This is a genomic window from Serratia sp. NCCP-200, assembly GCF_059697885.1.
In genome coordinates this window covers 39,322-63,187 of sequence record NZ_BAAKUJ010000008.1, presented here as the reverse complement: position 1 = coordinate 63,187, position 23,866 = coordinate 39,322, and the positions used below count along the sequence as shown (strand labels likewise).

22 protein-coding genes are annotated in these 23,866 nt (G+C 56.9%); 11 read left to right on the top strand and 11 right to left on the bottom strand.

Going from position 1 to position 23,866, the window contains the following annotated elements; all coding sequences use genetic code 11:
* Window positions 1–418 precede the first annotated feature (418 nt).
* Entirely contained in the window at window positions 419–1,189 is a 771-nt protein-coding gene (gene dpaA, locus AC6HVW_RS21705) for a peptidoglycan meso-diaminopimelic acid protein amidase (RefSeq protein ID WP_071682867.1), read from the top strand.
* Here dpaA and AC6HVW_RS21700 read toward each other — a convergent pair.
* Window positions 1,127–1,927 carry a class II glutamine amidotransferase gene (locus tag AC6HVW_RS21700; protein ID WP_024483642.1) on the bottom strand — a complete coding sequence of 267 codons (801 nt, stop codon included), beginning with the start codon at window positions 1,925–1,927 and terminating at the stop codon, window positions 1,127–1,129. The genes dpaA and AC6HVW_RS21700 overlap by 63 nt on opposite strands.
* Before the next feature lie 84 nt (window positions 1,928–2,011).
* On the bottom strand, window positions 2,012–2,593 hold the full coding sequence (gene lpcA / locus AC6HVW_RS21695) for a D-sedoheptulose 7-phosphate isomerase (RefSeq protein ID WP_021181931.1): 582 nt from the start codon (window positions 2,591–2,593) through the stop codon (window positions 2,012–2,014).
* Between the two features lie 256 nt (window positions 2,594–2,849).
* On the opposite strand from lpcA, the gene fadE reads away from it, so the two are divergent.
* Window positions 2,850–5,306: an acyl-CoA dehydrogenase FadE gene (gene fadE / locus AC6HVW_RS21690; RefSeq protein WP_037375284.1), complete on the top strand. Its 2,457-nt coding sequence runs from the start codon at window positions 2,850–2,852 to the stop codon at window positions 5,304–5,306.
* Window positions 5,307–5,381: 75 nt separating this feature from the next.
* Here fadE and mtnK read toward each other — a convergent pair whose 3' ends face one another.
* The gene (gene mtnK, locus AC6HVW_RS21685) at window positions 5,382–6,581 is read right to left on the bottom strand and encodes an S-methyl-5-thioribose kinase (RefSeq protein WP_071682866.1); all 1,200 of its coding nucleotides are present in this window, start codon (window positions 6,579–6,581) and stop codon (window positions 5,382–5,384) included.
* Between the two features lie 143 nt (window positions 6,582–6,724).
* Here mtnK and mtnA point away from each other — a divergent pair, with 143 nt between their 5' ends.
* The gene (gene mtnA / locus AC6HVW_RS21680) at window positions 6,725–7,753 is read left to right on the top strand and encodes an S-methyl-5-thioribose-1-phosphate isomerase (RefSeq protein WP_071682865.1); all 1,029 of its coding nucleotides are present in this window, start codon (window positions 6,725–6,727) and stop codon (window positions 7,751–7,753) included.
* A gap of 11 nt (window positions 7,754–7,764) precedes the next feature.
* Here the strand turns inward: mtnA and AC6HVW_RS21675 are convergent, their stop codons facing one another.
* Genes AC6HVW_RS21675 through AC6HVW_RS21665 form a run of 3 tightly spaced genes read right to left on the bottom strand, consistent with a single transcriptional unit; the run spans window position 7,765 to window position 9,604 of the window.
* Window positions 7,765–8,307, bottom strand: coding sequence for a 1,2-dihydroxy-3-keto-5-methylthiopentene dioxygenase (locus AC6HVW_RS21675; RefSeq protein WP_021805602.1), 543 nt, complete (start codon window positions 8,305–8,307; stop codon window positions 7,765–7,767).
* Complete coding sequence (mtnC, locus tag AC6HVW_RS21670) at window positions 8,307–8,993, bottom strand: acireductone synthase (protein WP_071682864.1); 687 nt, start codon at window positions 8,991–8,993, stop codon at window positions 8,307–8,309. Before mtnC ends, AC6HVW_RS21675 begins: the two co-directional genes overlap by 1 nt.
* Window positions 8,990–9,604, bottom strand: coding sequence for a methylthioribulose 1-phosphate dehydratase (locus AC6HVW_RS21665; protein WP_071682863.1), 615 nt, complete (start codon window positions 9,602–9,604; stop codon window positions 8,990–8,992). The genes mtnC and AC6HVW_RS21665 overlap by 4 nt, the downstream gene beginning before the upstream one ends.
* Window positions 9,605–9,709: 105 nt before the next feature.
* Here AC6HVW_RS21665 and AC6HVW_RS21660 point away from each other — a divergent pair, with 105 nt between their 5' ends.
* Both AC6HVW_RS21660 and AC6HVW_RS21655 read left to right on the top strand, forming a co-directional pair.
* Window positions 9,710–10,867, top strand: coding sequence for a pyridoxal phosphate-dependent aminotransferase (locus AC6HVW_RS21660; protein WP_071682862.1), 1,158 nt, complete (start codon window positions 9,710–9,712; stop codon window positions 10,865–10,867).
* Window positions 10,855–11,628 carry an amidohydrolase gene (locus AC6HVW_RS21655; RefSeq protein ID WP_071682861.1) on the top strand — a complete coding sequence of 258 codons (774 nt, stop codon included), beginning with the start codon at window positions 10,855–10,857 and terminating at the stop codon, window positions 11,626–11,628. Before AC6HVW_RS21660 ends, AC6HVW_RS21655 begins: the two co-directional genes overlap by 13 nt.
* Here the strand turns inward: AC6HVW_RS21655 and hpxK are convergent.
* From hpxK to AC6HVW_RS21640, 3 genes are all read right to left on the bottom strand, one after another.
* Window positions 11,571–12,890, bottom strand: a complete 1,320-nt coding sequence (gene hpxK, locus AC6HVW_RS21650; RefSeq protein ID WP_071682860.1) for an allantoate amidohydrolase — start codon at window positions 12,888–12,890, stop codon at window positions 11,571–11,573. The two genes, AC6HVW_RS21655 and hpxK, sit on opposite strands and share 58 nt — an antisense overlap.
* Window positions 12,890–14,131, bottom strand: a complete 1,242-nt coding sequence (locus AC6HVW_RS21645; RefSeq protein ID WP_071682859.1) for a pyridoxal-phosphate-dependent aminotransferase family protein — start codon at window positions 14,129–14,131, stop codon at window positions 12,890–12,892. Before AC6HVW_RS21645 ends, hpxK begins: the two co-directional genes overlap by 1 nt.
* Before the next feature lie 191 nt (window positions 14,132–14,322).
* Window positions 14,323–15,162: a MurR/RpiR family transcriptional regulator gene (locus AC6HVW_RS21640; RefSeq protein ID WP_071682858.1), complete on the bottom strand. Its 840-nt coding sequence runs from the start codon at window positions 15,160–15,162 to the stop codon at window positions 14,323–14,325.
* Between the two features lie 166 nt (window positions 15,163–15,328).
* Between AC6HVW_RS21640 and AC6HVW_RS21635 the strand changes: the two genes are divergently transcribed.
* Together AC6HVW_RS21635 and AC6HVW_RS21630 are read left to right on the top strand one after the other, a co-directional pair.
* A complete protein-coding gene (locus AC6HVW_RS21635) occupies window positions 15,329–15,607 on the top strand; it encodes a CopG family ribbon-helix-helix protein (protein WP_021181943.1) in 279 nt (92 codons plus the stop codon).
* On the top strand, window positions 15,595–15,885 hold the full coding sequence (locus tag AC6HVW_RS21630) for a type II toxin-antitoxin system RelE/ParE family toxin (protein WP_071682857.1): 291 nt from the start codon (window positions 15,595–15,597) through the stop codon (window positions 15,883–15,885). Before AC6HVW_RS21635 ends, AC6HVW_RS21630 begins: the two co-directional genes overlap by 13 nt.
* Here AC6HVW_RS21630 and AC6HVW_RS21625 read toward each other — a convergent pair.
* Together AC6HVW_RS21625 and AC6HVW_RS21620 are read right to left on the bottom strand one after the other, a co-directional pair.
* On the bottom strand, window positions 15,882–16,760 hold the full coding sequence (locus AC6HVW_RS21625) for a siderophore-interacting protein (RefSeq protein WP_071682856.1): 879 nt from the start codon (window positions 16,758–16,760) through the stop codon (window positions 15,882–15,884). The genes AC6HVW_RS21630 and AC6HVW_RS21625 overlap by 4 nt on opposite strands.
* Window position 16,761: 1 nt before the next feature.
* Window positions 16,762–17,988 (bottom strand): MFS transporter, encoded by a 1,227-nt coding sequence (locus AC6HVW_RS21620; RefSeq protein WP_071682855.1) that lies wholly within the window; start codon window positions 17,986–17,988, stop codon window positions 16,762–16,764.
* A 133-nt stretch (window positions 17,989–18,121) separates the two neighbouring features.
* On the opposite strand from AC6HVW_RS21620, the gene AC6HVW_RS21615 reads away from it, so the two are divergent.
* The 4 genes from AC6HVW_RS21615 to AC6HVW_RS21600 are packed head-to-tail and all read left to right on the top strand — an operon-like array spanning window position 18,122 to window position 23,866.
* Complete coding sequence (locus AC6HVW_RS21615) at window positions 18,122–19,852, top strand: IucA/IucC family protein (protein ID WP_071682854.1); 1,731 nt, start codon at window positions 18,122–18,124, stop codon at window positions 19,850–19,852.
* Entirely contained in the window at window positions 19,849–20,799 is a 951-nt protein-coding gene (locus AC6HVW_RS21610) for a GNAT family N-acetyltransferase (protein WP_186486830.1), read from the top strand. Before AC6HVW_RS21615 ends, AC6HVW_RS21610 begins: the two co-directional genes overlap by 4 nt.
* Complete coding sequence (gene iucC, locus AC6HVW_RS21605; protein WP_071682852.1) at window positions 20,796–22,544, top strand: IucA/IucC family protein; 1,749 nt, start codon at window positions 20,796–20,798, stop codon at window positions 22,542–22,544. Before AC6HVW_RS21610 ends, iucC begins: the two co-directional genes overlap by 4 nt.
* Window positions 22,541–23,866, top strand: a complete 1,326-nt coding sequence (locus AC6HVW_RS21600; protein ID WP_021181950.1) for a lysine N(6)-hydroxylase/L-ornithine N(5)-oxygenase family protein — start codon at window positions 22,541–22,543, stop codon at window positions 23,864–23,866. Before iucC ends, AC6HVW_RS21600 begins: the two co-directional genes overlap by 4 nt.

Genomic DNA, 23,866 nt, shown 5'->3' with positions numbered 1-23,866 from the left:
TATTCACACTGACCGCTGACATCCAGGCCAATGATTAAACCAATACCGCAAAATGTTAAAACATTGCTATCAACGATGGTAGGATTGTTGCTATTTCACACAATATCCCCGTACTGATCACCGATTAATAACGCTGCAGCATGGGCAAGATATTAACATTTTCGACGGAATTTTTCCGTGCTATCTAGTGACCTGAGTCGAGGAAATGCAATTAAACAGCTGTTATACCTTGACACTACTCGTTAAAAACGTGAGTTCATTTCACTTTTACCGATGATTGTAGTTTTTTTATACACTTCGCATATTGCTAAAAAACAACACGCTGGTAATCTGACGGGGTTAAATACGAAATCTCGTCAGTGGCATGCTGGCTGCGTTCTCTCAACCAGCAAATAAATATAAGCAGGATAAATTAAGAATGAGCAAAATCGCGCTGTTGTTTGCGATGCTATTTTGTACGCCACTGATCACGGCGTGCAGCGCCAGTGAGCCAGCCCCGGCTCCCCAGTCCCCTTTGGTTGCACAGCAGTTATTAGGTTCACCGGTCTATATCCAGATATTCAAAGAAGAGCGCAAGCTGGAGTTGTACGCCAAGATGGGTAACGAATTCCGTCTGGTGAATAGCTTTCCTATCTGTAACTTCTCCGGAGGGCTTGGTCCGAAGCGCCGTGAAGGGGATTTTAAAAGCCCCGAAGGCTTTTATAGCGTCGACACCCGCCATCTGAAACCAGACAGCAAATATTATCGCGCCATCAATATCGGTTTCCCTAATGATTACGATAAAGCACAAGGCTATTCCGGTGCCTATCTGATGATCCACGGGGAATGCAAATCAATTGGTTGCTACGCGATGACCAACACCTATATGGACGATATCTATCGTTACGTTGAGGCGGCGTTTGCCCATGGGCAAAGCCGGGTGGACATCAGCATTTATCCGTTCCGCATGACCGAACAGAATCTGCAACGCCACCGTTCTTCAACCTACATCAGCTTCTGGCGTCAGTTGAAACCGGGCTATGACTACTTCGTTAAAAACCGTCAGCCACCGCTGGTTAGCGTGACCAACGGCCAATATGTGTTGGCACAGCCGGTGATTGGCAGCGGTCAGCCAACGCAGTACGCCTCAACGATTGAGACCAGCAACAACCCGTTCGCCCGCAGCCAGCCGCTCACCGTAGTGAAATAAAGCAAACTCGCCTGGTGCAATCTTGTGCCAGGTTTCATTGCCCGTCAGCGGTTGGGTCGCAATGACCGTGACCACGTCATCCGGCGTGGTCTGCCGCTGAAAATCAATCTCTACGTCCTGATCGAGCAAAGTGGCTTTGCCAAAGGGGGCTCGCCGGGTGATCCAGTAAAGGTTGGTAGAGCAATAGGCCATTACAAAGCGCCCATCTGACAACAGCATATTAAATACCCCTTTCTCTCTGAGCCGATCGGCCAATAACGCGATATAGCGAAATACGGCTGGCCAGTTGCTGGGAGTGCGTGGGTATTTCAGTGCCAGCTGGTGTAACAGCCAGCAGAAGGCATATTCACTGTCGGTCTGCCCTACCGGGCGGAAATTGCCAGTCGCCAGTTGGCGATAACCTTTCAACTGCCCATTGTGAGCGTAAGTCCAGTTGCGGCCCCACAGCTCACGGGTAAAGGGATGGGTATTTTCCAGAGCCACTTCACCGCGATTAGCTTGGCGGATGTGGGAAACCACGGCACAGGACTTGATCGGGTATTCCTGCACCAGGCGGGCAATAGGTGAATTAAAGCTGGGTTGGGGATCCTTGAATGTGCGACAGCCGTTGCCTTCATAGAAGGTAATGCCCCAGCCATCTTTATGTGGCCCGGTTCGGCCACCGCGCTGTACCAGCCCGGTAAAGCTAAAGCAGATGTCGGTTGGTACGTTGGCGCTCATCCCGAGCAGTTCACACATCGATTGCCACCCCTTGAGGACTACTGACATTGGTATAAGGGCGCAGCTTTAAGCCACGCCCTAGATTTAATGCTGATCTCGCTATTAAGCCTTAACCATCTCTTTTTCGATCAACAGGATCAAGATGTGGATCGCTTTGATATGGATTTCCTGGATACGGTCGGCGTAGCCAAAGTGCGGTACGCGGATTTCCACGTCGGCGCTACCGGCCATTTTGCCACCGTCTTTGCCGGTCAGGGTGATCACTTTCATCCCCTTGGCACGGGCTGCTTCAATGGCTTTGATGATGTTGCCAGAGTTGCCGGAGGTGGAGATCCCCAACAGCACGTCGCCTTCGCGGCCTACGGATTCCACATAGCGGGAAAACACGTATTCATAGCCAAAATCATTGCTGACGCAGGACAGGTGGCTAACGTCAGAAATCGCGATGGCCGGATAGCCCGGGCGATTCTCACGGTAGCGGCCAGTCAGCTCTTCTGCGAAGTGCATCGCATCACAATGCGAGCCACCGTTACCGCAGGAAATCACTTTCCCGCCGGCTTTAAAGGAGTCCGCCAGCAGCACTGCCGCGCGTTGGATAGTATCAATGTTGGCGTCATCGCTGAGGAATTTCGCCAGAGTATCAGCCGCTTCATTCAGTTCACTGCGAATTAAATCGTGGTACATAGAGATCGCCTCAAGTTGTGCGGTGGCATCGTCAATCTTTCGTCTTGCAGTGTAACGGATTGCAGAAAAACCTAGAAGCGTTGCGAAGCAAACAGCGCTAGTGTGAACCGACCCGGCGATTTTTTGACAATTGATGCTGTCAGTTTGTGACTCAAGTTGTAATTAAAGTGTAAATACATTGATAAAAAAATGGGTATGGACTAAAACCATTAGATATACACAACAGGTCAGACCTCTTACTACTTCGGAGCTTCTTATGATGGTTCTTAGTATCGTTGTTCTACTCGCGCTCATTGGTGTGGTGTTTTATCACCGAGTGAACCTGGCTCTCAGCAGTCTGCTGCTGTTGGCCTTTACTGCGGCCATGGGCGCTATCGGCCTCTGGACCTACTGGATGCTGGTACCGCTGGCAATCGTGCTGCTGCCGCTGAACATCGTTTCGCTGCGCCGCTCGCTGCTTTCTGCCCCTGCACTGCGCGCTTTCCGCAAAGTGATGCCGCCAATGTCCACCACGGAAAAAGAAGCCATCGACGCCGGGACCACCTGGTGGGAGGGCGATCTGTTCCGCGGCCAACCGGATTGGAACAAGCTGCACAACTATCCGCAGCCTAAGCTGACGGAAGAAGAGCAAGCCTTTATCGACGGCCCGGTAGAAGAAGCCTGCCGCATGGCCAATGACTTCGAGATCACCCACGAACTGGCCGATCTGCCGCCGGAGCTGTGGGCCTATCTGAAAGAGCACCGCTTCTTTGCGATGATCATCAAGAAAGAGTACGGCGGGCTGGAATTCTCCCCTTATGCTCAGGCCCGCGTCCTGCAAAAACTGGCGGGTGTCTCAGGTATTCTGGCGATCACCGTCGGCGTGCCTAACTCCCTCGGCCCAGGCGAACTGCTGCAACATTACGGCACTGAAGAACAGAAAGATCACTATCTGCCAGGCCTGGCGCGCGGCGACGAAATTCCTTGTTTCGCCCTGACCAGCCCAGAAGCAGGTTCCGACGCTGGGGCCATCCCGGACGTAGGCACCGTGTGCATGGGCGAATGGCAAGGCAAGCAGGTGCTGGGCATGCGCCTGACCTGGAACAAGCGCTACATTACCCTGGCGCCGATTGCCACCGTACTGGGGCTGGCCTTCAAGCTGCATGACCCAAGCCGCCTGCTGAGCGATAACGAATCCCCCGGGATCACCTGTGCGTTGATCCCAACCAACACCCCAGGGGTAGAGATCGGTAACCGTCACTTCCCGCTCAACGTGCCGTTCCAGAATGGCCCAACCCGCGGCAACGACGTGTTCGTGCCGATCGATTACATCATTGGCGGGCCAAAAATGGCCGGTCAAGGCTGGCGAATGCTGGTTGAATGCCTGTCGGTTGGCCGTGGTATCACACTGCCGTCCAACTCCACCGGCAGCCTGAAATCGGTGGCTTTGGCGACCGGTGCTTACGCCCATATTCGCCGCCAGTTCAAAATCTCTATCGGTAAGATGGAAGGGATTGAAGAACCACTGGCACGTATTGCCGGTAACACCTACGTAATGGATGCAGCCGCCTCGCTGATCACCTATGCGTTGATGCAGGGCGAAAAACCTGCGGTGCTGTCTGCCATCGTGAAATACCATTGTACCCACCGTGGCCAGCAGGCCATCATTGATGCGATGGATATCACCGGCGGTAAAGGCATCATGCTGGGCGAAGCCAACTTCCTGGCCCGTGCCTACCAGGGCGCGCCAATCGCCATCACGGTAGAAGGTGCCAATATCCTGACCCGTACCATGATGATCTTCGGCCAGGGCGCGATCCGCTGCCATCCTTATGTACTGACCGAAATGGCAGCCGCGCAGAACAACGATCTACACAGCTTCGACCAGGCTCTGTTTGGCCACCTCGGCCACGTCGGCAGCAGCAAAATGCGCAGCCTGTGGCTTGGCCTGACCAATGGCCGCACCAGCAGCACGCCAACCAAAGATGCTACACGCCGCTACTATCAGCAGCTCAACCGTCTGAGCGCCAACCTGGCGTTGCTGTCTGACGTTTCCATGGGCGTGCTGGGCGGTAGCCTGAAGCGCCGCGAGCGTATCTCTGCCCGTCTGGGTGACGTGCTGAGCCAGATGTACCTGGCCTCGGCCACGCTGAAACGTTTTGAAGATGAAGGGCGTCAGAAAGAAGATCTGCCACTGGTTCACTGGGGCGTGCAAGACAGCCTGAACCAGGCAGAGCAAGCGCTGGACGATTTGCTGCGCAACTTCCCTAACCGCTTTATCGCCGGGGTGATGCGCCTGGTGGTGTTCCCATTCGGTCGCGTGCATACCGCACCTTCGGATAAGCTTGACCATCAGTTGGCGAAGATTATCCAACAGCCTTCTGCCACCCGTAGCCGCCTTGGCCGTGGCCAATACCTGACGCCAAGCGAGCACAACCCGGTTGGCCTGCTGGAAGCCGCGCTGCTGGACGTGATAGCCGCAGAACCTATCCACCAGCGCCTGTGCAAGCAAGCGGGTAAGAACCTGCCGTTCACCCGTCTGGATCGTCTGGCACAGCGTGCACTGGATGAAGGCAAAATCAGCGCCGACGAAGCCAAGATCCTGGTGAAAGCGGAAGAGAGCCGTCTGCGTTCAATCAACGTTGATGACTTTGCGCCAGACGCGCTGGCGGCGCAGCAGCCGGTAAAGCCAGTAAAGCTGGAAAAACGCCAGAAGCAGACTGAAGCAGCATAACGTTCAGCGGCCGTAAATGCCAAAGGGGCGATACCGTTAAGGATCGCCCCTTTTTCATTGCAGATTCAGATTGGCTCAGCCATGTTGGCGGATACGGGCCAGCAAGGCATCGATGTGTTCTATGTGCGGCGCGTTGACGATCAGCGCTCGGCCCAGATTGAGGGCGTTGCGCTGACATTCGGCACGCATTTCCACATCGGTGATACTGTCCAGATCGGCCACGTGCGCCAGCCCGATAGTGCGGCGTATCAGCTCCGTACCGCAGTAGCCCACCGCATCCGTCCATACCTGTTGCAGGAACTGCTCGGCATAGCCCGGCAGCGCCAGCGTTGCATCACGACTATGTTGGTGACACAGCGCCAGAAAGCGATCGGCAAAGATCAGCCACAGCTCACGCACATCCTGCAACCGCTGCTCACGCCCAGCCGCCGCATCACGCGGGCCAAACAGCCCAGGTAACCCGCAATAGTTCAGCAGCAGGTTGCCCAATGCAGTGCCAATATCAAAGCCGATCGGCCCGTAGAAGCCGAACTCGGCGTCGATCGCCTTCAGCTTGCCTTCCGCGACAAAGATCGAACCGCTGTGAATATCACCGTGCAGCAGCGCTTCGGCCTTGCTCAGGAAACGATGTTTCAGCCCGGCCACCGCCAACTTCAGCGCCGCGTCATTGCGTAGCGCCTGCACCTGCGGCAACAGCGCCTCGTCAAACTGATTACGCTCATGATCCTGGTAAGGATCGCAGAAAAACAGATCTTCGGTGATCTGGCACAGCTCCGGGTTGGTGAAACGGCTGACTTCGGCCTTTTTCAGCTGTGCGGTCTGGTAAAAATCAGAGGTGTGGAACAGCGTTTGCGCCAGGTATTCCGCCAGTTGCCCGGCAGCCAGCGGATAGTAACGCCCCTTAACCAGTTCGCTGCGCCAGATGTGATGGTCAGAGAGATCTTCTTGCACCATCACCGCCAGCTCAGGATCATGATGCAGCACCTGCACCGTGTGGCGCGGGCACAGCGCCCCGTGGATCAGCAGCGTTTCCGCTTCGATACGCGCCCGATCCAGCGTCAACGGCCAGGATTCCCCCACGCAACGCACGTACGGCAGCGCCTGTTTGACAATCACCCGGCTGACGCCGTCAGCATCACGGATTTTAAACACCAGGTTCAGATTGCCATCACCGATCTCGTCGGCGCTCACCAGCGCCTGTGGATCGGCCAGTTGACCATATTGGCGCGCGTATTCAACGGCATCGGCAGCAGTAAACGTACGATATTGTGACATCCCCCAACCCCTCTGTTCTTTCCCATAGCGATGATTTTTTTATTTTTAGCCGCAAAAGCGTTTGGACGTCTATACATCCGGATGTCATGTTGGCAGAATGGGTTCACAGATGCAATAAGAAACACACAAGGATTTAACCACTGATGCAAGCACTTAACACCACCAGCCTGAGCCTGCAAGACAACCACCTCCAGATCCTCGACCAGCAAGCTTTGCCGCAGGAAACGTGCTGGCTGCCCTGCGACAGCGTGGACGAATTGGTTGGGCATATCCGCGCCCTGCGGGTGCGTGGCGCACCGTTGATCGGGCTGTCTGCCAGCCTGCTGCTCGCCCTGTTGGCCGAGCGTGGCCTGTCGCAGGCAGAGTTGGAGCAGGCATTACAGACGCTACGCTCCTCACGCCCGACCGCGGTGAACCTGATGAACAATCTGGATCGTATGAAGCAGGCTTTGGCACAACCAGATTGGGTGAGCGCGATGGCCAAAGAGGCGCTACGCCTGGTAGAGGAAGATCGGACCCTGTGCGATCGCATCGCCGATAACGGGGCCGAGTGGGTGAAACCGGGCAGTCGCCTGCTCACCCATTGCAACACCGGGGGACTGGCGACGGCGGGCGTGGGCACGGCGATTGGCGTTCTATTGCGAGCGCATCAGCAAGGCAAGATCGCCCAGGTTTGGATCGATGAAACTCGTCCGTTGCTGCAAGGGGGCCGCCTTACCGCCTGGGAACTGGGTGAGCTGGGCATTCCTTACCGCTTGATCTGCGATTCCATGGCCGCCAGCCTGATGGCTACGGGCCAGGTCGATGCCGTCTGGGTAGGCGCAGACCGCATTGCGGCCAACGGTGACGTGGCCAATAAAATCGGCACTTACAGCCTGGCGGTGCTGGCCCATTACCACCGTATTCCGTTTTACGTGGCCGCCCCACACACCACGCACGATCCTCATTGCCCGAACGGCGCGGCCATTCCTATCGAACAGCGCGCGGCAGAGGAAGTGACGGGGGTCAGCGGTAGCTTTGGTTCCTGCCAGTGGGCACCGCTCAATGCGCCAACCTACAACCCGGCATTCGATGTCACTCCAGCAGCATTAATCAGCGGCTGGGTGTTGGATAGCGGCGTCATTACGCCAGAGCAGGTTGCCGACGGCATTTTCCAACGCGCATTGGCATAACCTTTTGCCCCTCAATCTAGCTTTGGATATGCCTCGGCAATCTGGTCGCCGGTGAAATGGGCCACCCAACCTTCCGGATTATCAAATACGCGGATGGCGGTGAAGTTGGGGGCCGAGCCCATATCAAACCAGTGGCGGGTATTGGCCGGCACCGAGATCAGGTCGTTCTTCTCGCACAGGATTTGGAAGATTTTGCCTTCCAGATGCAGGCAAAACAGCCCCGCCCCTTCAACAAAGAAGCGCACTTCATCCTCGCCATGAGTATGCTCGGCCAGGAATTTTTCCCGCAGCACTTCACGCTGGGCGTTGTCTGGACGCATGCTGATCACATCCCAGCTCTGGTAACCCTTTTCCGCCACCAGCCGGTCGATCTCATGCTGATAGGCGGCAATCACCGCTTCTGGCTGTGGGCTCTCGCCCAACTCACGATCGGCCTGCCAGCGCTCAAAACGTACGCCAATCTGCGCCAACTGCTGCTGAATAGCCTGTGCATCCTGGCTCTGCCATAACGGCTGCTGCGGCTCTTTATCGCTAAAAATGGTCAATCCACTCATTAGACAAACTCCCCTAACTCGATGTGATCAAAACGGTTAACCTGCCGGTGCTGGCTTTGTGGATCGGCAGCGTCACGGATCAGTTGGCAAGTGTGCCAACCCGCCAGCCGCGCCGCGTCCAGTTCCTGATGGATATCGGACAGGAACAACAGTTCAGTTGGCTCCAGGCCAATAGCCTTAGCGATATTCTGATACGACTGGCTTTCACGCTTGGCCCCCACGTGCGTATCAAAGTAACCACTGAACAGCGGTTGCAGATCGCCCGCATCGCTGTAACCAAACAGCAGCTTTTGCGCTTCAACCGAGCCGGAGGAATAGACGAACAGTTTCAATCCTTGCTGCTGCCAAGCGGCCAACTGTTCGGCCACCTCCGGGTAGAGATGGCCCTGAAAATCGCCGCTCAGGTAACCGCTGCGCCAGATAATGCCCTGCAAGGCCTTCAGCGCGGTCGATTTGCGATCTTCGTCCATAAAGCGATAAAGAGTGGTAATAAGCAGCTCATTATCGGCGTCCGGCTGCGCAATCTCTGCACGCAATGCCGCCAGCGGAGCCGCAACTTCGGCGTCGTTGGCATGGCTGCGGATAAACTCCCCCAGCCGCTCACGGGCATAGGGGAACAGCACCTGATGCACAAAACGGATATCGCTGGTGGTGCCTTCAATATCGGTGACGATGGCGCGGATCATTTAGCCTCCAGTAAACGGCGTTGCAGTTCGCACTGGAACAGGAATTCCAGCCCTTCAAGGTGGCGGCGCGCTTCCTCCACCTGTTTGCCCCAGCAATACAAGCCGTGGCCGCGCACCAGAAAACCGTACTGCAAGGGCGTTACCTCGGCAAATGCGGCAACACGCGCAGCCAGCGTCGGAATATCCTGGTCGTTATCAAAAATGGGGATGCTGACGCTGTCGAGATGGCTCTTCTGCCCGCTGAGGGATTTCTGCATTTCATACCCTTGCAGCACCAGCGCTTCACTTTTCTCCACGCGGGAAAGCACGGTGGCATTGACCGAATGGGTATGCAGGATGGCACCGACAGTGGGATAAAGGCGGTAGATCAACGTGTGTAGGCCGGTTTCCGCCGAAGGCGTGCGGCCGCTGGGGACATGGTTGTTTGCCGTTTCCACCAGCAATAAATCCTGTTCGCTCAGGCTGCCCTTGTCTTTGCCGGACTCGGTTACCAGGCAATGTTGGGTATCAAGGCGCAGCGACATATTGCCGCCGGTTGCCGGGCACCAGCCTTTCTCACCGATCCAGCGGCAGGCGGCCAATAGGGCAGATAATTGCGGGTTTTCTGTCATTCCGTCTTGTTCCCTGATGGTTATGGACGTCTAAACGTCTTGATTGCTAAACATTAACATCGTGCTATATTATTCGCAACATAAGCGCCAGGAGAAATAGCCTGAATGAGTACCGCACCTGTCCCAGCCAGCAAGTTACCCGACCTCGGCACCACCATCTTTACCCAGATGAGCGCTCTGGCGCAGCAGCATCAGGCGATCAACCTGTCGCAGGGCTTCCCGGATTTTGATGGCCCGGAGTATTTAAAACAGCGCCTGAGCTGGCACGTCAGCCAGGGGGCAAACCAATACGCACCGATGACTGGCGCAGCGCCGCTGCGTGAGGCCATTGCGGAGAAAACCGCTCAGCTCTACGGCTGGCAACCCGATGCCAATAGTGAAGTGACCGTCACTGCGGGTGCAACCGAAGCGTTGTTCGCAGCAATCAGCGCCCTGGTTCGCTCCGGCGATGAAGTGATTTGCTTCGACCCAAGCTACGACAGCTATGCCCCGGCGGTACAGCTTTCCGGCGGCGTTCTGCAACGCATTGCCCTGCAACCGCCAGCCTTCAAGGTCGATTGGCAACGGTTTGCCGAACAGCTTTCACCGCGCACGCGGCTGGTGATCCTCAACACTCCGCAGAACCCCTCCGCCACGGCCTGGTCGGCAGAGGATATGCAGCAGCTATGGGCCGCCATCGCCGATCGGGAAATCTATATCCTGAGCGATGAGGTTTACGAACATATCTGTTTTGCCAAAGGGGGGCACGCCAGCGTGCTAGCCCATCCGCAACTGCGTCAGCGAGCGGTAGCCGTTTCCTCGTTTGGCAAAACCTTCCATATGACCGGCTGGAAAGTGGGTTATTGCGTGGCCCCGGCAGCGTTAAGTGCCGAGGTGCGCAAGGTTCACCAGTATCTGACGTTCTCGGTCAACACCCCTGCCCAGTTAGCCTTGGCCGATATGCTGCGCAATGAGCCAGAACACTGGCAGCAGCTACCCGCGTTCTACCGAGCCAAACGCGATCGTTTTGTGCAGGCGTTAGCTAACAGCAGGCTGGAAATTCTGCCCTGTGAAGGCACTTACTTCTTACTGGCCGATTACAGCGCCATTTCCGATCTGGATGACGTCGCCTTCTGCCATTGGCTGACCGAGCACGCAGGCGTGGCGGCGATCCCGCTGTCCGTTTTCTGTGCCGATCCTTTCCCTCATAAACTGATCCGGCTGTGCTTCGCGAAGCAAGATGCCACGCTGGATACCGCTGCGGAGCGCCTATGTCGACTCTAAAAATTACCCTGTTGCAGCAACCGCTGGTCTGGCGCCAAGGTGAGGCCAACCTGCGCCAGTTCGATGCCTTGTTGCCCTCAATTACCGGCCGCGATCTGATTGTACTGCCGGAAATGTTTACTACCGGCTTTGCTATGGATGCCGGGGAAAGCGCATTGCCTGAACAACAGGTGATTGACTGGTTACATACCTGGGCGGTGAAAACCAACGCCTTGGTGGGGGGCAGCGTAGCGTTGAAAACTGCCGAAGGGGCAATTAACCGTTTCCTGCTGGTGGAGCCCGGCGGCAAGGTGCATGGCTATGATAAACGCCATCTGTTCCGCATGGCTGGTGAACACCAACACTATCAGGCAGGGAAACAGCGCACCATTTTCGAATGGCGCGGCTGGCGTATCCTGCCGCAGATCTGCTATGACCTGCGCTTCCCGGTGTGGTCACGCTATCAGCAGGATTACGATCTGGCCCTGTACGTGGCTAACTGGCCGGCGGCACGTAGCATGCACTGGCAAACGCTGCTGGCAGCACGGGCGATTGAAAACCAGATTTACGTGGCGGGGTGCAACCGCGTGGGCGAGGACGGCAACGGCCTGAATTACAGCGGTGACAGCCTGATTATCAGCCCGCAGGGGGAACGGCTGGCCAGCGCAGAAGCGGGCCAGGCAGCGAGGCTGGATGCCGAGCTTTCGCTGGAAACGCTACAAACCTACCGCAACGCGTTCCCGGCCTGGCGTGATGCGGATGGCTTCCAGCTGCATGACTGAGTAGGGGATACCGCGGGCCAATTCGCCACGATTTGGCAATAAGCCTGAACTGCCTGCGCTACGTCGCATGGGGTTACAGCCTCATCAGGATGATGGCTGATCCCCCCAGCACAACGGACAAACAGCATCCCCACCGGCCAACGGGCGGCGACAGTAATGGCATCATGCCCCGCACCGCTAGGCAACATCGGGCTGCTCCCTTGTACCTGCACTACCGCGTCATACCAACGCTGCTGCAACTGAGGGTCACAAGCGGTAGCCGGTATGCGGTAGAACTCCTCGCTGTCGAAGCCGACTCCGCGACGCGCGCCAATGCTCTGCGCCTGTGCCAGTAATTCGGCCAATAACGCGTCTAGCGGCTCATCCTGCGGGCCACGAACGTCGAGGGATAACCTGACCTGCCCAGGGATCACATTAACAGCCCCCGGTAAGCTTTCGATCTGACCGACCGTGGCAACCACATGCGGATCGTATTCCATGGTGTGCCGCTCAATCGTGACCATCCATTCAGCGGCGGCAGCCAGCGCATCCCGGCGCTGCCCCATCGGTACGGTCCCCGCATGACCAGCGTTTCCAGTAAAGGTACAGTTGAGGCGGCGCGCACCGTTAATCGCCGTGACCACTCCCAGAGCCTGACCAGCGGCCTCAAGACAAGGCCCTTGCTCAATATGCAGTTCGAGATAGGCGCAGATCGAGTCTTGTGCACGCTCAGCAGACCCCACAGCCTCAGGATCAAGGCCCACGTCACGCATAGCCTCGGCCACGCTGATACCCTCAGCATCGGTACATGCCAGCCAATCCTCTGCCCAATGCCCGGTGATCCCTTTGCTGCCGAGCAAGGTAATGCCAAAACGCGTGCCCTCTTCGTCGGCAAAACCGATCACCTCGATCGCCTGCGGCAAACGCCGATTGCGGCTATGCAACAAAGCGACAACCTCGAGCGCAGTCAAGACCCCCAGCATGCCATCGTAGCGCCCCGCGTTGCGCACCGTATCCAGATGAGAGCCCAATAGCAACGCCGGTGCGGCCGGTTGCAGCCCTTCGTAACGCCCGCAGATATTGCCCACGCCGTCTTGCCAGACCTCCATCCCCAGCTCGCGCATCCAATTCCCTACCAGCTGGTTGGCGCGTAAATGTTCTGGGGAGAGATAAACCCGCGTCAGTTGGCCTGGCGTGCTGCTTATGGCCGCCAATTCGTCGCAGCGAGCCATCACTCTGGCCGCGGCTCGTTCCGCTTCCAGAGGGGTCAGCAGCATTGCCATCAGTTGTGCTCGGCCTGGTAAATGTTCCATGCTGCCTGCATAGCTTCACCCTGCGGGCTAACAAAACCGAGACGGTGCAGTACCGCTTCCAGCGCGGCCAACGTTTGCAGCACGCAGTCTTTCCGCGCGTTATACCCCATGGTGCCAATCCGCCAGATCTTGCCCTGCAACGGGCCAAACGAGGTGCCGATTTCAATGGCGAAATCATTGAGCATCATCTGGCGTACCTGCTCGCCATGGATGCCCTGCGGGATCACTACGCCCAGCACGTTGTTCATCTTGTTGGCGATATCGCCAAAGACCTCCAGACCCATCCCCTGGATCCCGGCCAACATCGCCGCGCCATGCAATTTATGGCGGGCAATAGCGTTATCCAGCCCCTCCTCCAGGATCACCCGAGCACATTCACGCGCAGCAAACAGCATGCTGGTGGCTTCCGTATGGTGATTCAGGCGCTCCGGCCCCCAGTAATCCATGATCATGCCGAGATCGAAATAGTTGGAGTAGATCATCTCGTCGTCACCGTCTGTGTGATCGACGGTACGGATCCCCTCTTCAACGCACTTACGGCGGCGCACGATCTCTTCAAACTGCGGGCTAAGGGTGATTGGAGAACTGCCGGAAGGGCCACCGAGGCATTTTTGCAGCCCTGCTGACACCGCATCCAAACCCCAGGTATCGGTTTCCAACTCGTTACCGGCGAACGAGGCGGTAGCATCGGTATAGAACAGGACGCCGTGGCGGCGGCAGATATCCCCCAATTCTGCCAGCGGTTGCAGCATGGTGGTGGAGGTATCTCCTTGCACCGTCAGCAATAGGCGTGGCCGTACTTTTTTGATCGCATCCTCGATCCGATCGGCACTGAATACTTCACCCCAAGGCGCTTCGATGGTGTGTACTTCGGCACGGCAGCGGCGGGCGATTTCACACAGCAAATGGCCAAAACGGCCAAATACCGGCACCAGCACTTTATCGCCAGGCCGAATGGCAGAGACCAGCATCGCCTCGATACCGGCACGCGAAGTCCCGTCTATCAGCATCGTCCAGCGGTTCTGCGTGCGGAACAGGGCGCGATACAGCTCCATCACCTGATTCATATAGCCGGTCATGGCCGGATCGTATTGGCCAATCAACTGGCTGGACATGGCACGCAGCACGCGCGGATCGGCATTGATCGGCCCTGGGCCCATCAGTAGGCGGTGCGGTGGATTGATTTGATCGAATTGGTTGATAGCTAGCATGTTCATTCCTTGTCAACTTAATAACTTAGCCTGGAGATTGCTACGTCTGCGACCGGCCGGTTTTTTGTTATTGCTAGATTATCGCCAAGCGAGAAAGGATGAAACAAAAGATTCTTAAATTATTTATTTGCAACTAAAGAATCAACAGGCGCAGCATGCAGCGCCCTTTTAGCCGCGTGAAAACCAACGCTTCAGCGCAGCTCCAACTCCTCCAGATCGCTGAACAGATTGGCGACCTGATGAATACGCTGCCGCCCTTGCGACAACCTGTCATGCAGCAACGCATTGCTCAGCAGGCTCGCCAGGCTCATGGCGCTGGAGTAGCTGTCAAACGCCGAGACGCTATCGAGCGGCGTCATCAAATGCCAGCTTGCCAACGGGATCAGCGCCTGGGCCTGCGGTTCGCAGATCAATAACGTTGGCACCTGCTTGATCTGCAACTGTTGCAATACCTCTCGCGCCAGACGTGGACGGCGGCGAAATGCCACTACCACCACCATATCCTGTGGCCCCAAATCCACCAGATCTTCGGCCAAGGTTTGGCCCGGCTGCGGGATTAACAAAACCTGCTCACGTACCTGCATCAGTTGCTGGCGCAAATGCATCGCGACGGGATAGCTGTTGCGCATCCCCAACAGCAGCAGCCGCCGGGATTGCCCCATGGCCGCGATCACCGCGCCAAACTGTGCCGCATCAATCTGCTGCACCCAGTACGTCAGATTGGCCATTTCCTGTTGGTAATGACGGGCCAGCAAGGTGTTCCCATGCACCGCATCACGGTTCTCGGTCAATGGCATACCGCTTTGGCGCAGGGTGCGCAACTCGTCACGCATTGCGCGATAGCTGGCATAGCCCAGGCGTTTGAACAAACGGCTGACAGTGGCCTTGGACACCCCGCTCAGGCGCGCCAATTCGGCGCTGTTATAGCTAATCAGGTCGTCAAAGTGATCGAAGATAAAGTCGGCTACCCGCTGCTCTTGAGGGGCCAATTGCGGATATTCGCTGCGCAGGCGCTCATCAATCTGTTTCATTGCCATGTTCCGCTGTAACTTTTGTTTCAGCGGAACATAGCACAGCAGCCAAAGCGGCTGCCAGCGTTGAAATATGGACAGTCATACATGCTCAAAAACTAGACAGCGGCGTACAAAAGAATTTATAGTAGCCAAAGGTATTACCTTCCACGACTGAGGACGACTTATGGCTACCGCAACGTCAATTAAAATCGATGAAGAGCTTAAGCTACGTGTGCAACAAATTGCCCTAGCACGCCAGCGTACAGCTCATTGGATTATGCGTGAAGCGATCCGGGAATATGTCGAACGTGAAGAAAAACGCGAAGCGCTACGCAATGATGCATTGCGGGCATGGGAAACCTATCAGGCTGATGGTAAACATCTAACCCAGGAAGAAGCCGATAACTGGCTGGCTAATCTGGAAAAAGGCGATGATACGGAGATCCCGGAGTGTCACAACTAAAATGGTCACCAGCGGCATTAGCTGATGTACAACGGCTATACCTTTTTTTAGCAGAAAAGGATAACGACACGGCAAAGCGCGCTATCAGCAAGATCCGCCGTAGCGTAAAAATTCTAGCTCTACAACCACAGGTAGGTCGTCCGGTGGAGGAGATGCCTCACCAATACCGCGAATGGCCTATTGAATTTGGCAGCAGCGGCTACGTGGTACTGTATCACTTTGATGGCACAGTCGCCGTGCTCTTGGCGGTGCGCCATCAGCTTGAAGCGGGTTACTAGCACCAGTACGCCATAAAGTTCACCGTGGAACGGTCCAGATCGCGTTCGCCAATCAGGTAACGGCGCAACGTTTTCACCACCGAAGACTCCGCAGCCACCCAGGCGTAAAAGGTCTTAGCCCCTTCGGCACGCTCCCACAGCAAATCCCCGCCGAGGCTGTTTTCAGCCAGAGACTGCGCTTCAGCCCGTGCCGAGGCAGGGATGTTAACTCGCTGACGCACCGCCTCCACCAGCAGCGTGCCATGCAGTTGCTGATGCCCAACGTCCCGTGGCAGCCAGTAAACCTCGGCAAACGGGAAGTGCGCCATATCGAGGCAGTCCCCCGCTACCGGCACTTCGAAGAAAGCCTGCACATGCGGCGGGTTTACCTGCTGCGCCAACTGCTCGAGGATACCCATCGCCGCTGGCAGTGCCGTTTCATCGGCGATCAGCAGCGCCTGCCGGGTTTGCGCCGGAGGGGCCCACTCATAGCCGCCGCTGTCCTCTGCAAAATCGGCATTCGGCGCTACAGCCTGCAGTTTATCTCCCGCAACGGCATGCGTTGCCCAGGCAGAGGCCGGGCCATTAATGCCATGGAGCACGAACTCCACGTCCATTTCATTCTCAGCAGCACGCAATGCCCGCAATGTGTAGGTGCGCATCACGGGCCGTTGCTCCTTCGGTATCGCCATGTAATTACGGTACCAATCGTCGCTATTCGCCAACGGCTGGATCTGCCCTTCCGCTACCGGGAACAACAGTTTGATCCGTTGATCCGGGGCTTCCAACTTCATGCGCTGGACCTCTGGGCCGGTAAACACGCAGCGCAGCAGCGAGGGGGAAACGTTTTCCTTGTGCTTCAAGGTAAGATCAAAGATGCGATAGCTTGCGGACATATCACTCACTCTCCCGTGCAATGTCTGCCATTCGATGCTGGCACCATAGCCAGCTGCTAATGCCGCCCAACAGGACGGCGGCTACCAGTGCCGCCGCAACCAACTGCGACTCACCGTAAAATTTACTCACCACCGGCACCATCAGCGCGCTCGCGCCATAGCCCAGCGTATGGCTGGTGGCGATCGCTCCCGCCCCTTTGCCGGTAGATAACTTATCGTTCAGCATCAGTTGATAGCCCGGCGTCGCCATCGCGGCCCCAAACGAAGCCAGCGCACAGCCAAGATAAAACAGCGCCAGCGGAGCGGTACACATCAGCCCCAAGCCAGCGATCATCAACCAAGCGGCAACCATCAGTAGCTGCGGCGCAGTAAGACGCTGCGGCCGCACCACCATAAACTGTGCCAACAGCGTGCAACCCGCCGCTACGCTGAGCAATACCGCCACATGGTGGCTGACGGTCGTCGCCGAATGGCTGAACAACTGCTGCAAATGCGGAGCCAAGCCCAACTGCATCAGGCTGACACAGCCCGCCAGCAGTAACGCACATAATAAATAGGGCATCATCGTCAGCCGCAGGCGGTTTTGCTGATGCGCCACCGCAGGCAGTGGCGGGTCGTTATGCTGGCGACAGATAACCAACAGCGCGATCAGCGGCGCAATCGCCATCAACCACAGCGGAGCCATCGGGTGCAAAGACAGCGCCAGGGCCGCACACAGCGGGCCAAGCAACCGGCCACAGCTCAGGCCGGAACTGATAGTGGCCAACGCCGCCATACGTTGTTCATACCCAGCGCGTTGCAGCGCCCAAGTCTGGCTGGCGGGCACCATGCCCGATACTGTCAAGCCGTAGATAATGCGCGCCATGATCAAGCCACCCAACCCCGCCATTTCAGGCAGCCAGCCAGCAGCCAGCCCCCACACGGCCAAGGCCAATAACACAAAGCTGAGCAGGTAACCCGCCAGGGCCATAAGCACCACGTATTTACAGCCGCGAATTTCTGCCTGTCGCCCCCACCAGGGAGAGCCGACCAGAAACAACATCGATCCCAGCGTTAGCAAGCCAGCCCATACCGACAGCGAGAGCTGGGTCAGGCTGACCAACACGGGCAATGCGACCAGCAAGCCATTTTGCCCAATGCCCAATAGCCCGGCACAAAACGCCAGCGGCCAGTTTGAAGGAGAATCATTACCAATTGCAACGATTTTTGAACCCGAAAATAAGCGCATTAAGTAAAATAACCGTTAAGAAAATGGTGTTTTTGTGTGTAATTAATCAAAAAATTGTATCATGCAGTGATTGATAATAATAAGAACTATTGATATAAGAATCATTCTCAATCGCTCCAGAGTGACAAGGGTCATGACCATCCAGTTAGCAAGCGCAGCAACCGATGTGGCAGCGCAATGTTTCCTCAACGCACTAATGCGTGAAACCCGGGACTGGCACATCGTTCCGGCAACCGATAGCCAACAACCTCAGCTACATCTCCCACTTTCGGATAGCCAGTTCATTCGCATTCCATTACGGCATATCTCGCCAACCCAACATCATCAATATCAGTTCCCCGCCAGCCTGAATGGCAACGGTGAAGCGCTGAGTTTTGAGCGGTTGGTTACGTTGTTGCTGGCCAAACCGGCGATAAAAGGCCATCTGGGTGAGGAGGTTTTGGCACGCTTTCGCCAGCGAGTGCTGGAAAGTCATGACAATACCCAACAGGCGATCGCCATCCGGCTGGACTGGCCAAAGCTACGTGACCAGCCGCTGAATTTTGCCCAGGCAGAACAGGGGTTATTAGCTGGCCATGCCTTCCACCCGGCTCCGAAATCCCATGAGCCCTTCGATCAACAGCAGGCACAGCGCTATCTGCCAGATTTCGCAGGCAGCTTCCCCCTACGCTGGTTTGGGGTAGATAAACACCACCTGTGTGGTGACAGCCTGGATCTAACGTTACAGCAGCGCCTGCAGCGCTTTGTCGCAGAAAGCGCGCCGCAGTTGTTAGGCCATTTTACCGATGACGTCTGGCTGCTGCCGATGCATCCGTGGCAAGCCGATTATCTGCTGGCACAAAGCTGGTGCCGCGAATTGGTCGAACAGCACAAGCTGAGCGATCTGGGTGAGGCCGGTGAGCGTTGGCTGCCAACCAGCTCTTCACGTTCGCTGTATCACGCGGGCAGCCGCGACATGATCAAGTTTTCCCTTAGCGTACGGCTAACCAACTCGGTGCGTACCCTGTCGGTCAAAGAAGTGAAGCGTGGCATGCGTCTGGCACGCCTGGCACAGACCTCCCGCTGGCAGGAGTTGCAAGCTCGTTATCCAACGATGCGCGTGATGCAGGAAGATGGCTGGGCCGGGTTACGCTCCGCAGACGGTACGATCCAGGAAGAGAGCCTGATGGCGCTGCGCGATAACCTGCTGTTCGGCCAGGCGCAAAACCAAACCAACGTGTTGGTTACCCTGACACAGGCAGCACCAGACGGTGGTGATAGCCTGTTAGCCGCGGCAGTGCGCCGCCTGGCTACCCGCCTGAACTTGCCGTTGCAGCAGGCCGCCCATTGCTGGCTGGACGCTTACTGTCAGCAGGTGCTGTTACCACTGTTCAGCGCCGAAGCCGACTACGGCCTGGTGCTGCTGGCCCATCAGCAAAACATTCTGGTGGAAATGCAGCAAGACTTGCCGGTGGGCATGCTGTACCGCGATTGTCAGGGCAGCGGCTTTACCCGCGATGCGACGCCTTGGTTAGATGAAATCGGCGAAGCCGAAGCGGAGAACCGCTTTAGCGAGCAGCAGCTGTTGCGCTACTTCCCTTACTACCTGCTGGTGAATTCTACGTTGGCCGTGACCGCCGCCATGGCGGCAGCAGGGTTCGACAGTGAAGAGAGCCTGATGAGACGAGTTCGGGACGCGTTAACCACGCTGCGTAACACGGCGAAGAATACCCGCTGCCTGGATTATGTGCTCGACAGCCTACATTGGAACTGCAAGGGCAACTTCTTCTGCTATCTGCACGATCACAATGAGAACACCATTGTCGATCCGGCGGTGATCTACTTTGATTTCACCAATCCGCTGCGCGTGGAGGCCGCTCAATGATGCCCGTTGCCAAGATTGTTCACGCCACCAACGGATTCCGCTGCGAGTTGCTGGGGAAAAACCTGTCCCTTAGCCTGGGATTGGACGGCAGCGCTGCGTTACATTATCCAGGCTCACTGCCAGCAGGCTGGTTGATCCAGGCATTGGATCAGTTGCTGATCGCGGCTCCACAGCTGAGCGGCATTGCCCTGCCCTATGCCGAATGGCGTGAAGAGCCACAGGCTCTGGCACTGTTCGCCCAGGTCTGCGGTGATTACCTGGCCCGTGAAACCTTCTACCAACTGCCGCTGTGGCTGATCGCCGAACGCCATACCGCTGACGGCCAGATGCAATACGACGCCGAGCGCGAGCTGTGGTTCCCGCAGCGCCCTGCCAGGCCCAGCGGTGAGGTGTATCGCCGCTACGATCCACAAATCAAACGCAGCTTGAGTTTCCGTTTGCCTGAAGTGGAGCGTGACGCCCAGCAGTTTACCCGTTGGATGAATTCCCCCCGCGTTGACGCCTTCTGGGAAATGAGCGGGCCGCTCGAGGTTCAGGCCGCCTATTTACAGCGCCAGCTAGATTCCAGCTATTGCTACCCACTTCTGGGCTGCTTTGACGACCAGCCGTTTGGCTATTTCGAAGTTTATTGGGCACCCGAAGATCGCATTGGCCGCCACTATCGCTGGCAGCCGTTCGATCGCGGCCTGCACATGCTGGTCGGTGAAGAAGATTGGCGTGGCGCGCAGTACATCCGCAGCTGGCTACGTGGCCTGACCCACTATTTATACCTGGATGAACCCCGCACTACTCGTGTCGTGGCCGAGCCACGCGCAGACAATCAGCGGTTGTTCCGCCATCTGCCTACCGCTGGCTACCGCACGCTGAAAGAGTTTGATTTTCCCCATAAGCGTTCACGGCTGATCGTGAACCAGCGTGATGACTTCTTCCGCGAGGGACAGGTATGAGCCGCCACGATTACGCCGACTGGCAACGCGTTAACCTGCAGATGATCGCCAAGATCCTGGCGGAACTGGAGTATGAGCGCACTTTGCAAGCCAAGGAGCACGACGGGCAATGGCAGATTGCACTAGGTGATGCAACCTACCGCTTCAGCGCCAAACGCGGGATCTGGGGTTGGTTGCACATCGACGCCAACAGCCTGAGCTGCGATCGCCTGCCGCTGGCCGCCGATCAAACGCTACGGCAACTGGCGCAGGTGCTGAAGATGGACGACGCGCAGATCGCCGAACATTTGGAAGATCTGTATGCCACGCTACGCGGTGACATGCAGTTACTCACCGCTCGCCACGGGATGAGCGCCAACGATCTGATTGCACTGGATGCCGACGCGCTGCAATGCCTGTTGGCGGGTCACCCGAAGTTCGTCTTCAATAAAGGGCGGCGTGGCTGGGGGCTGACGGCGCTGCAACAGTATGCGCCAGAATATCAGGGCCAGTTCCAGCTGCACTGGGTGGCCGCCAAACGCAGCAGCTTTGTCTGGTGCATTGACGAGGACTTCCCGCTAGAAAACTTGCTCAACAGCGCGATGGACAGCGGGGAACGCCAGCGCTTTGACCGCCGTTGGCACGACCTGAAGTTGAACAACGACTGGCTGCCGGTGCCGCTGCATCCATGGCAATGGCAGCAAAAAATAGCGCTACATTTCCTACCTCAACTGGCCAGCGGTGAACTGGTCGAGCTGGGCGAGTTTGGCGATCGCTATCTGGCTCAGCAGTCCCTGCGCACCTTGACCAATACCAGCCGCCGGGTACCCTTCGATATCAAGCTGCCGCTGACCATTTACAACACCTCCTGCTATCGCGGCATTCCGGGCAAGTACATCAGCGCCGGGCCTGCGGCTTCACGCTGGTTACAGCAGATTTTCGCCAGTGACAGCACCTTGCAGGCCAGCGGCGCCCAGATCCTGGGTGAACCGGCGGCGGGCTATCTGGCCCACCCAACCTACGGAGCACTGCCCAAGGCCCCGTACCGTTATCAGGAAATGCTCGGGGTGATCTGGCGTGAAAACCCGTCCTGTTATCTGCAACCGGGCGAGCAGGCGATCCTGATGGCAACGCTGATGGAAACCGACAATCAGGGGGAGCCGCTGATCGCTGCCTACATCGCCCGTTCCGGCCTAAACGCAGAGGCGTGGCTGGCGCAGATGTTCCAGGCGGTGGTACTGCCGATGTACCACCTGATGTGCTGCTACGGGGTGGCGCTGATCGCCCATGGCCAGAACATCACATTAGTGATGAAAGACCATGTGCCGCAACGGGTGCTGCTAAAAGATTTCCAAGGCGATATGCGCCTGGTAGATCAGGACTTCCCACAGGCCTCTTCACTGCCGCAGGTGGTAAAAGACGTCACGGTGCGCCTGCCTGCCGACTATCTGATCCATGACCTGCAAACCGGGCATTTCGTCACCGTGCTGCGCTTCATTTCGCCGCTGATGAGCGGCTGCGGCATAAGCGAACCGCGTTTCTATCAAGTGCTGGCACAGGTGCTGGAGCGCTATATGGCGCAGCATCCGCAGCTGGCCGACCGCTTTGCCCTGTTCGACCTTTTCAAACCACAGATTATTCGCGTGGTACTCAACCCGGTGAAACTCACCTATTCAGAGCAGGATGGCGGCAGCCGCATGTTGCCGAACTATCTGCAAGATCTGGATAACCCTCTTTATTTGGTCTCCAAGGAGTTTGCCCAATGAATCAGCCTCTGGATTTCATCGGCATCGGCGTCGGCCCATTCAATCTGAGCATTGCCGCACTCGGCAGTGAGGTTACCGGCTTTAACAGCAAGTTCTTCGAACGTAAACCGCACTTCTCCTGGCACCCCGGCATGATGGTGCCGGACTGCCATATGCAAACCAGTTTCCTCAAGGATCTGGTCAGCGCGGTTTCGCCGACCAACCCATACAGCTTTCTCAACTACCTGGTGAAAAGGAAGAAGTTTTATCGCTTCCTGACCACCGAGCAGCGCACCGTCTCCCGCGAAGAGTTCGCCGACTATCTCGATTGGGCGGCTAACGGGCTGGAGACGCTTGAGTTCAGCCAAGACATCCGCAGCGTGGATTTTGACGACCAGCAACGCCAATTTGTTGTCACCACCCAGCGCGATGTCTACCGTGCTCGCCATATCTGCTTGGGGATAGGCAAACGCCCCAAGCTGCCGGACTGCGTCAGCGAACAGAACGACCGCTGCTTCCATGCCAGTGAAATGAGCCTGCGTAACCCGGATCTTACCGGCAAACGCGTTACCGTGATCGGCGGCGGCCAAAGCGGTGCCGATCTGTTTTTGAATATTTTCCGCGCCGAGTGGGGCCAGCCCAAGCAGTTGAACTGGATCTCACGCCGCAACAATTACAACGCGCTGGATGAAGCCGCCTTCGCCAATGAATACTTCACGCCAGAATATGTAGAAAGCTTCTACACCCTGAGCGACAGCGCCAAACAGCGCATGCTGACCGAACAGAAAATGACGTCGGACGGCATCACCAGCGGATCGCTGCTGGCGATTTACCGGGCGATGTATCACCGCTTTGAGGTATTACGTGAAAAGCCTTGGGCCCACCTGCTGCCTAGCCGTTCATTGGCCGCGATGCACGCATCCGGCAATGGCTATCAGCTGGTCACCCATCACCATCTCGATCAGGGCAAGGAAACCTTCGACTGCGACGTGGTGATCTTCGCCACCGGTTATCAGCAAGACCGCCCGGCGTTTCTCGCACCGCTAGCCAATCGCCTGTTGACCACGGCGAACGATGAGTATCGCATCACGCCGGATTTCACCCTGGAATGGCAGGGTCCGAGCGAAAACTGTCTGTTTGCCGTCAACGCCGGCATGCACAGTCATGGCATTGCCGAACCCCAGCTCAGCCTGATGGCCTGGCGTTCGGCCCGTATTCTCAACCGGGCATTAGGACGCGACCAGTTCGACTTAACGTCCACCCCGGCTGTGATCCAATGGCGTAGCCAGCAGGCAGCGGTCACCGCCCAAGCTGCACACGACGCCATCTTTAACTTTAACTAA

What these genes read in the sequence shown, in the direction of transcription:
- dpaA (WP_071682867.1), top strand. Translation starts at nt 419, where the DNA reads ATGAGCAAAATCGCGCTGTTGTTTGCGATGCTATTTTGTACGCCACTG.
- AC6HVW_RS21700 (WP_024483642.1), bottom strand. Translation starts at nt 1,927, where the DNA reads ATGTGTGAACTGCTCGGGATGAGCGCCAACGTACCAACCGACATCTGC.
- lpcA (WP_021181931.1), bottom strand. Translation starts at nt 2,593, where the DNA reads ATGTACCACGATTTAATTCGCAGTGAACTGAATGAAGCGGCTGATACT.
- fadE (WP_037375284.1), top strand. Translation starts at nt 2,850, where the DNA reads ATGATGGTTCTTAGTATCGTTGTTCTACTCGCGCTCATTGGTGTGGTG.
- mtnK (WP_071682866.1), bottom strand. Translation starts at nt 6,581, where the DNA reads ATGTCACAATATCGTACGTTTACTGCTGCCGATGCCGTTGAATACGCG.
- mtnA (WP_071682865.1), top strand. Translation starts at nt 6,725, where the DNA reads ATGCAAGCACTTAACACCACCAGCCTGAGCCTGCAAGACAACCACCTC.
- AC6HVW_RS21675 (WP_021805602.1), bottom strand. Translation starts at nt 8,307, where the DNA reads ATGAGTGGATTGACCATTTTTAGCGATAAAGAGCCGCAGCAGCCGTTA.
- mtnC (WP_071682864.1), bottom strand. Translation starts at nt 8,993, where the DNA reads ATGATCCGCGCCATCGTCACCGATATTGAAGGCACCACCAGCGATATC.
- AC6HVW_RS21665 (WP_071682863.1), bottom strand. Translation starts at nt 9,604, where the DNA reads ATGACAGAAAACCCGCAATTATCTGCCCTATTGGCCGCCTGCCGCTGG.
- AC6HVW_RS21660 (WP_071682862.1), top strand. Translation starts at nt 9,710, where the DNA reads ATGAGTACCGCACCTGTCCCAGCCAGCAAGTTACCCGACCTCGGCACC.
- AC6HVW_RS21655 (WP_071682861.1), top strand. Translation starts at nt 10,855, where the DNA reads ATGTCGACTCTAAAAATTACCCTGTTGCAGCAACCGCTGGTCTGGCGC.
- hpxK (WP_071682860.1), bottom strand. Translation starts at nt 12,890, where the DNA reads ATGGCAATGCTGCTGACCCCTCTGGAAGCGGAACGAGCCGCGGCCAGA.
- AC6HVW_RS21645 (WP_071682859.1), bottom strand. Translation starts at nt 14,131, where the DNA reads ATGCTAGCTATCAACCAATTCGATCAAATCAATCCACCGCACCGCCTA.
- AC6HVW_RS21640 (WP_071682858.1), bottom strand. Translation starts at nt 15,162, where the DNA reads ATGAAACAGATTGATGAGCGCCTGCGCAGCGAATATCCGCAATTGGCC.
- AC6HVW_RS21635 (WP_021181943.1), top strand. Translation starts at nt 15,329, where the DNA reads ATGGCTACCGCAACGTCAATTAAAATCGATGAAGAGCTTAAGCTACGT.
- AC6HVW_RS21625 (WP_071682856.1), bottom strand. Translation starts at nt 16,760, where the DNA reads ATGTCCGCAAGCTATCGCATCTTTGATCTTACCTTGAAGCACAAGGAA.
- AC6HVW_RS21620 (WP_071682855.1), bottom strand. Translation starts at nt 17,988, where the DNA reads ATGCGCTTATTTTCGGGTTCAAAAATCGTTGCAATTGGTAATGATTCT.
- AC6HVW_RS21615 (WP_071682854.1), top strand. Translation starts at nt 18,122, where the DNA reads ATGACCATCCAGTTAGCAAGCGCAGCAACCGATGTGGCAGCGCAATGT.
- AC6HVW_RS21610 (WP_186486830.1), top strand. Translation starts at nt 19,849, where the DNA reads ATGATGCCCGTTGCCAAGATTGTTCACGCCACCAACGGATTCCGCTGC.
- iucC (WP_071682852.1), top strand. Translation starts at nt 20,796, where the DNA reads ATGAGCCGCCACGATTACGCCGACTGGCAACGCGTTAACCTGCAGATG.
- AC6HVW_RS21600 (WP_021181950.1), top strand. Translation starts at nt 22,541, where the DNA reads ATGAATCAGCCTCTGGATTTCATCGGCATCGGCGTCGGCCCATTCAAT.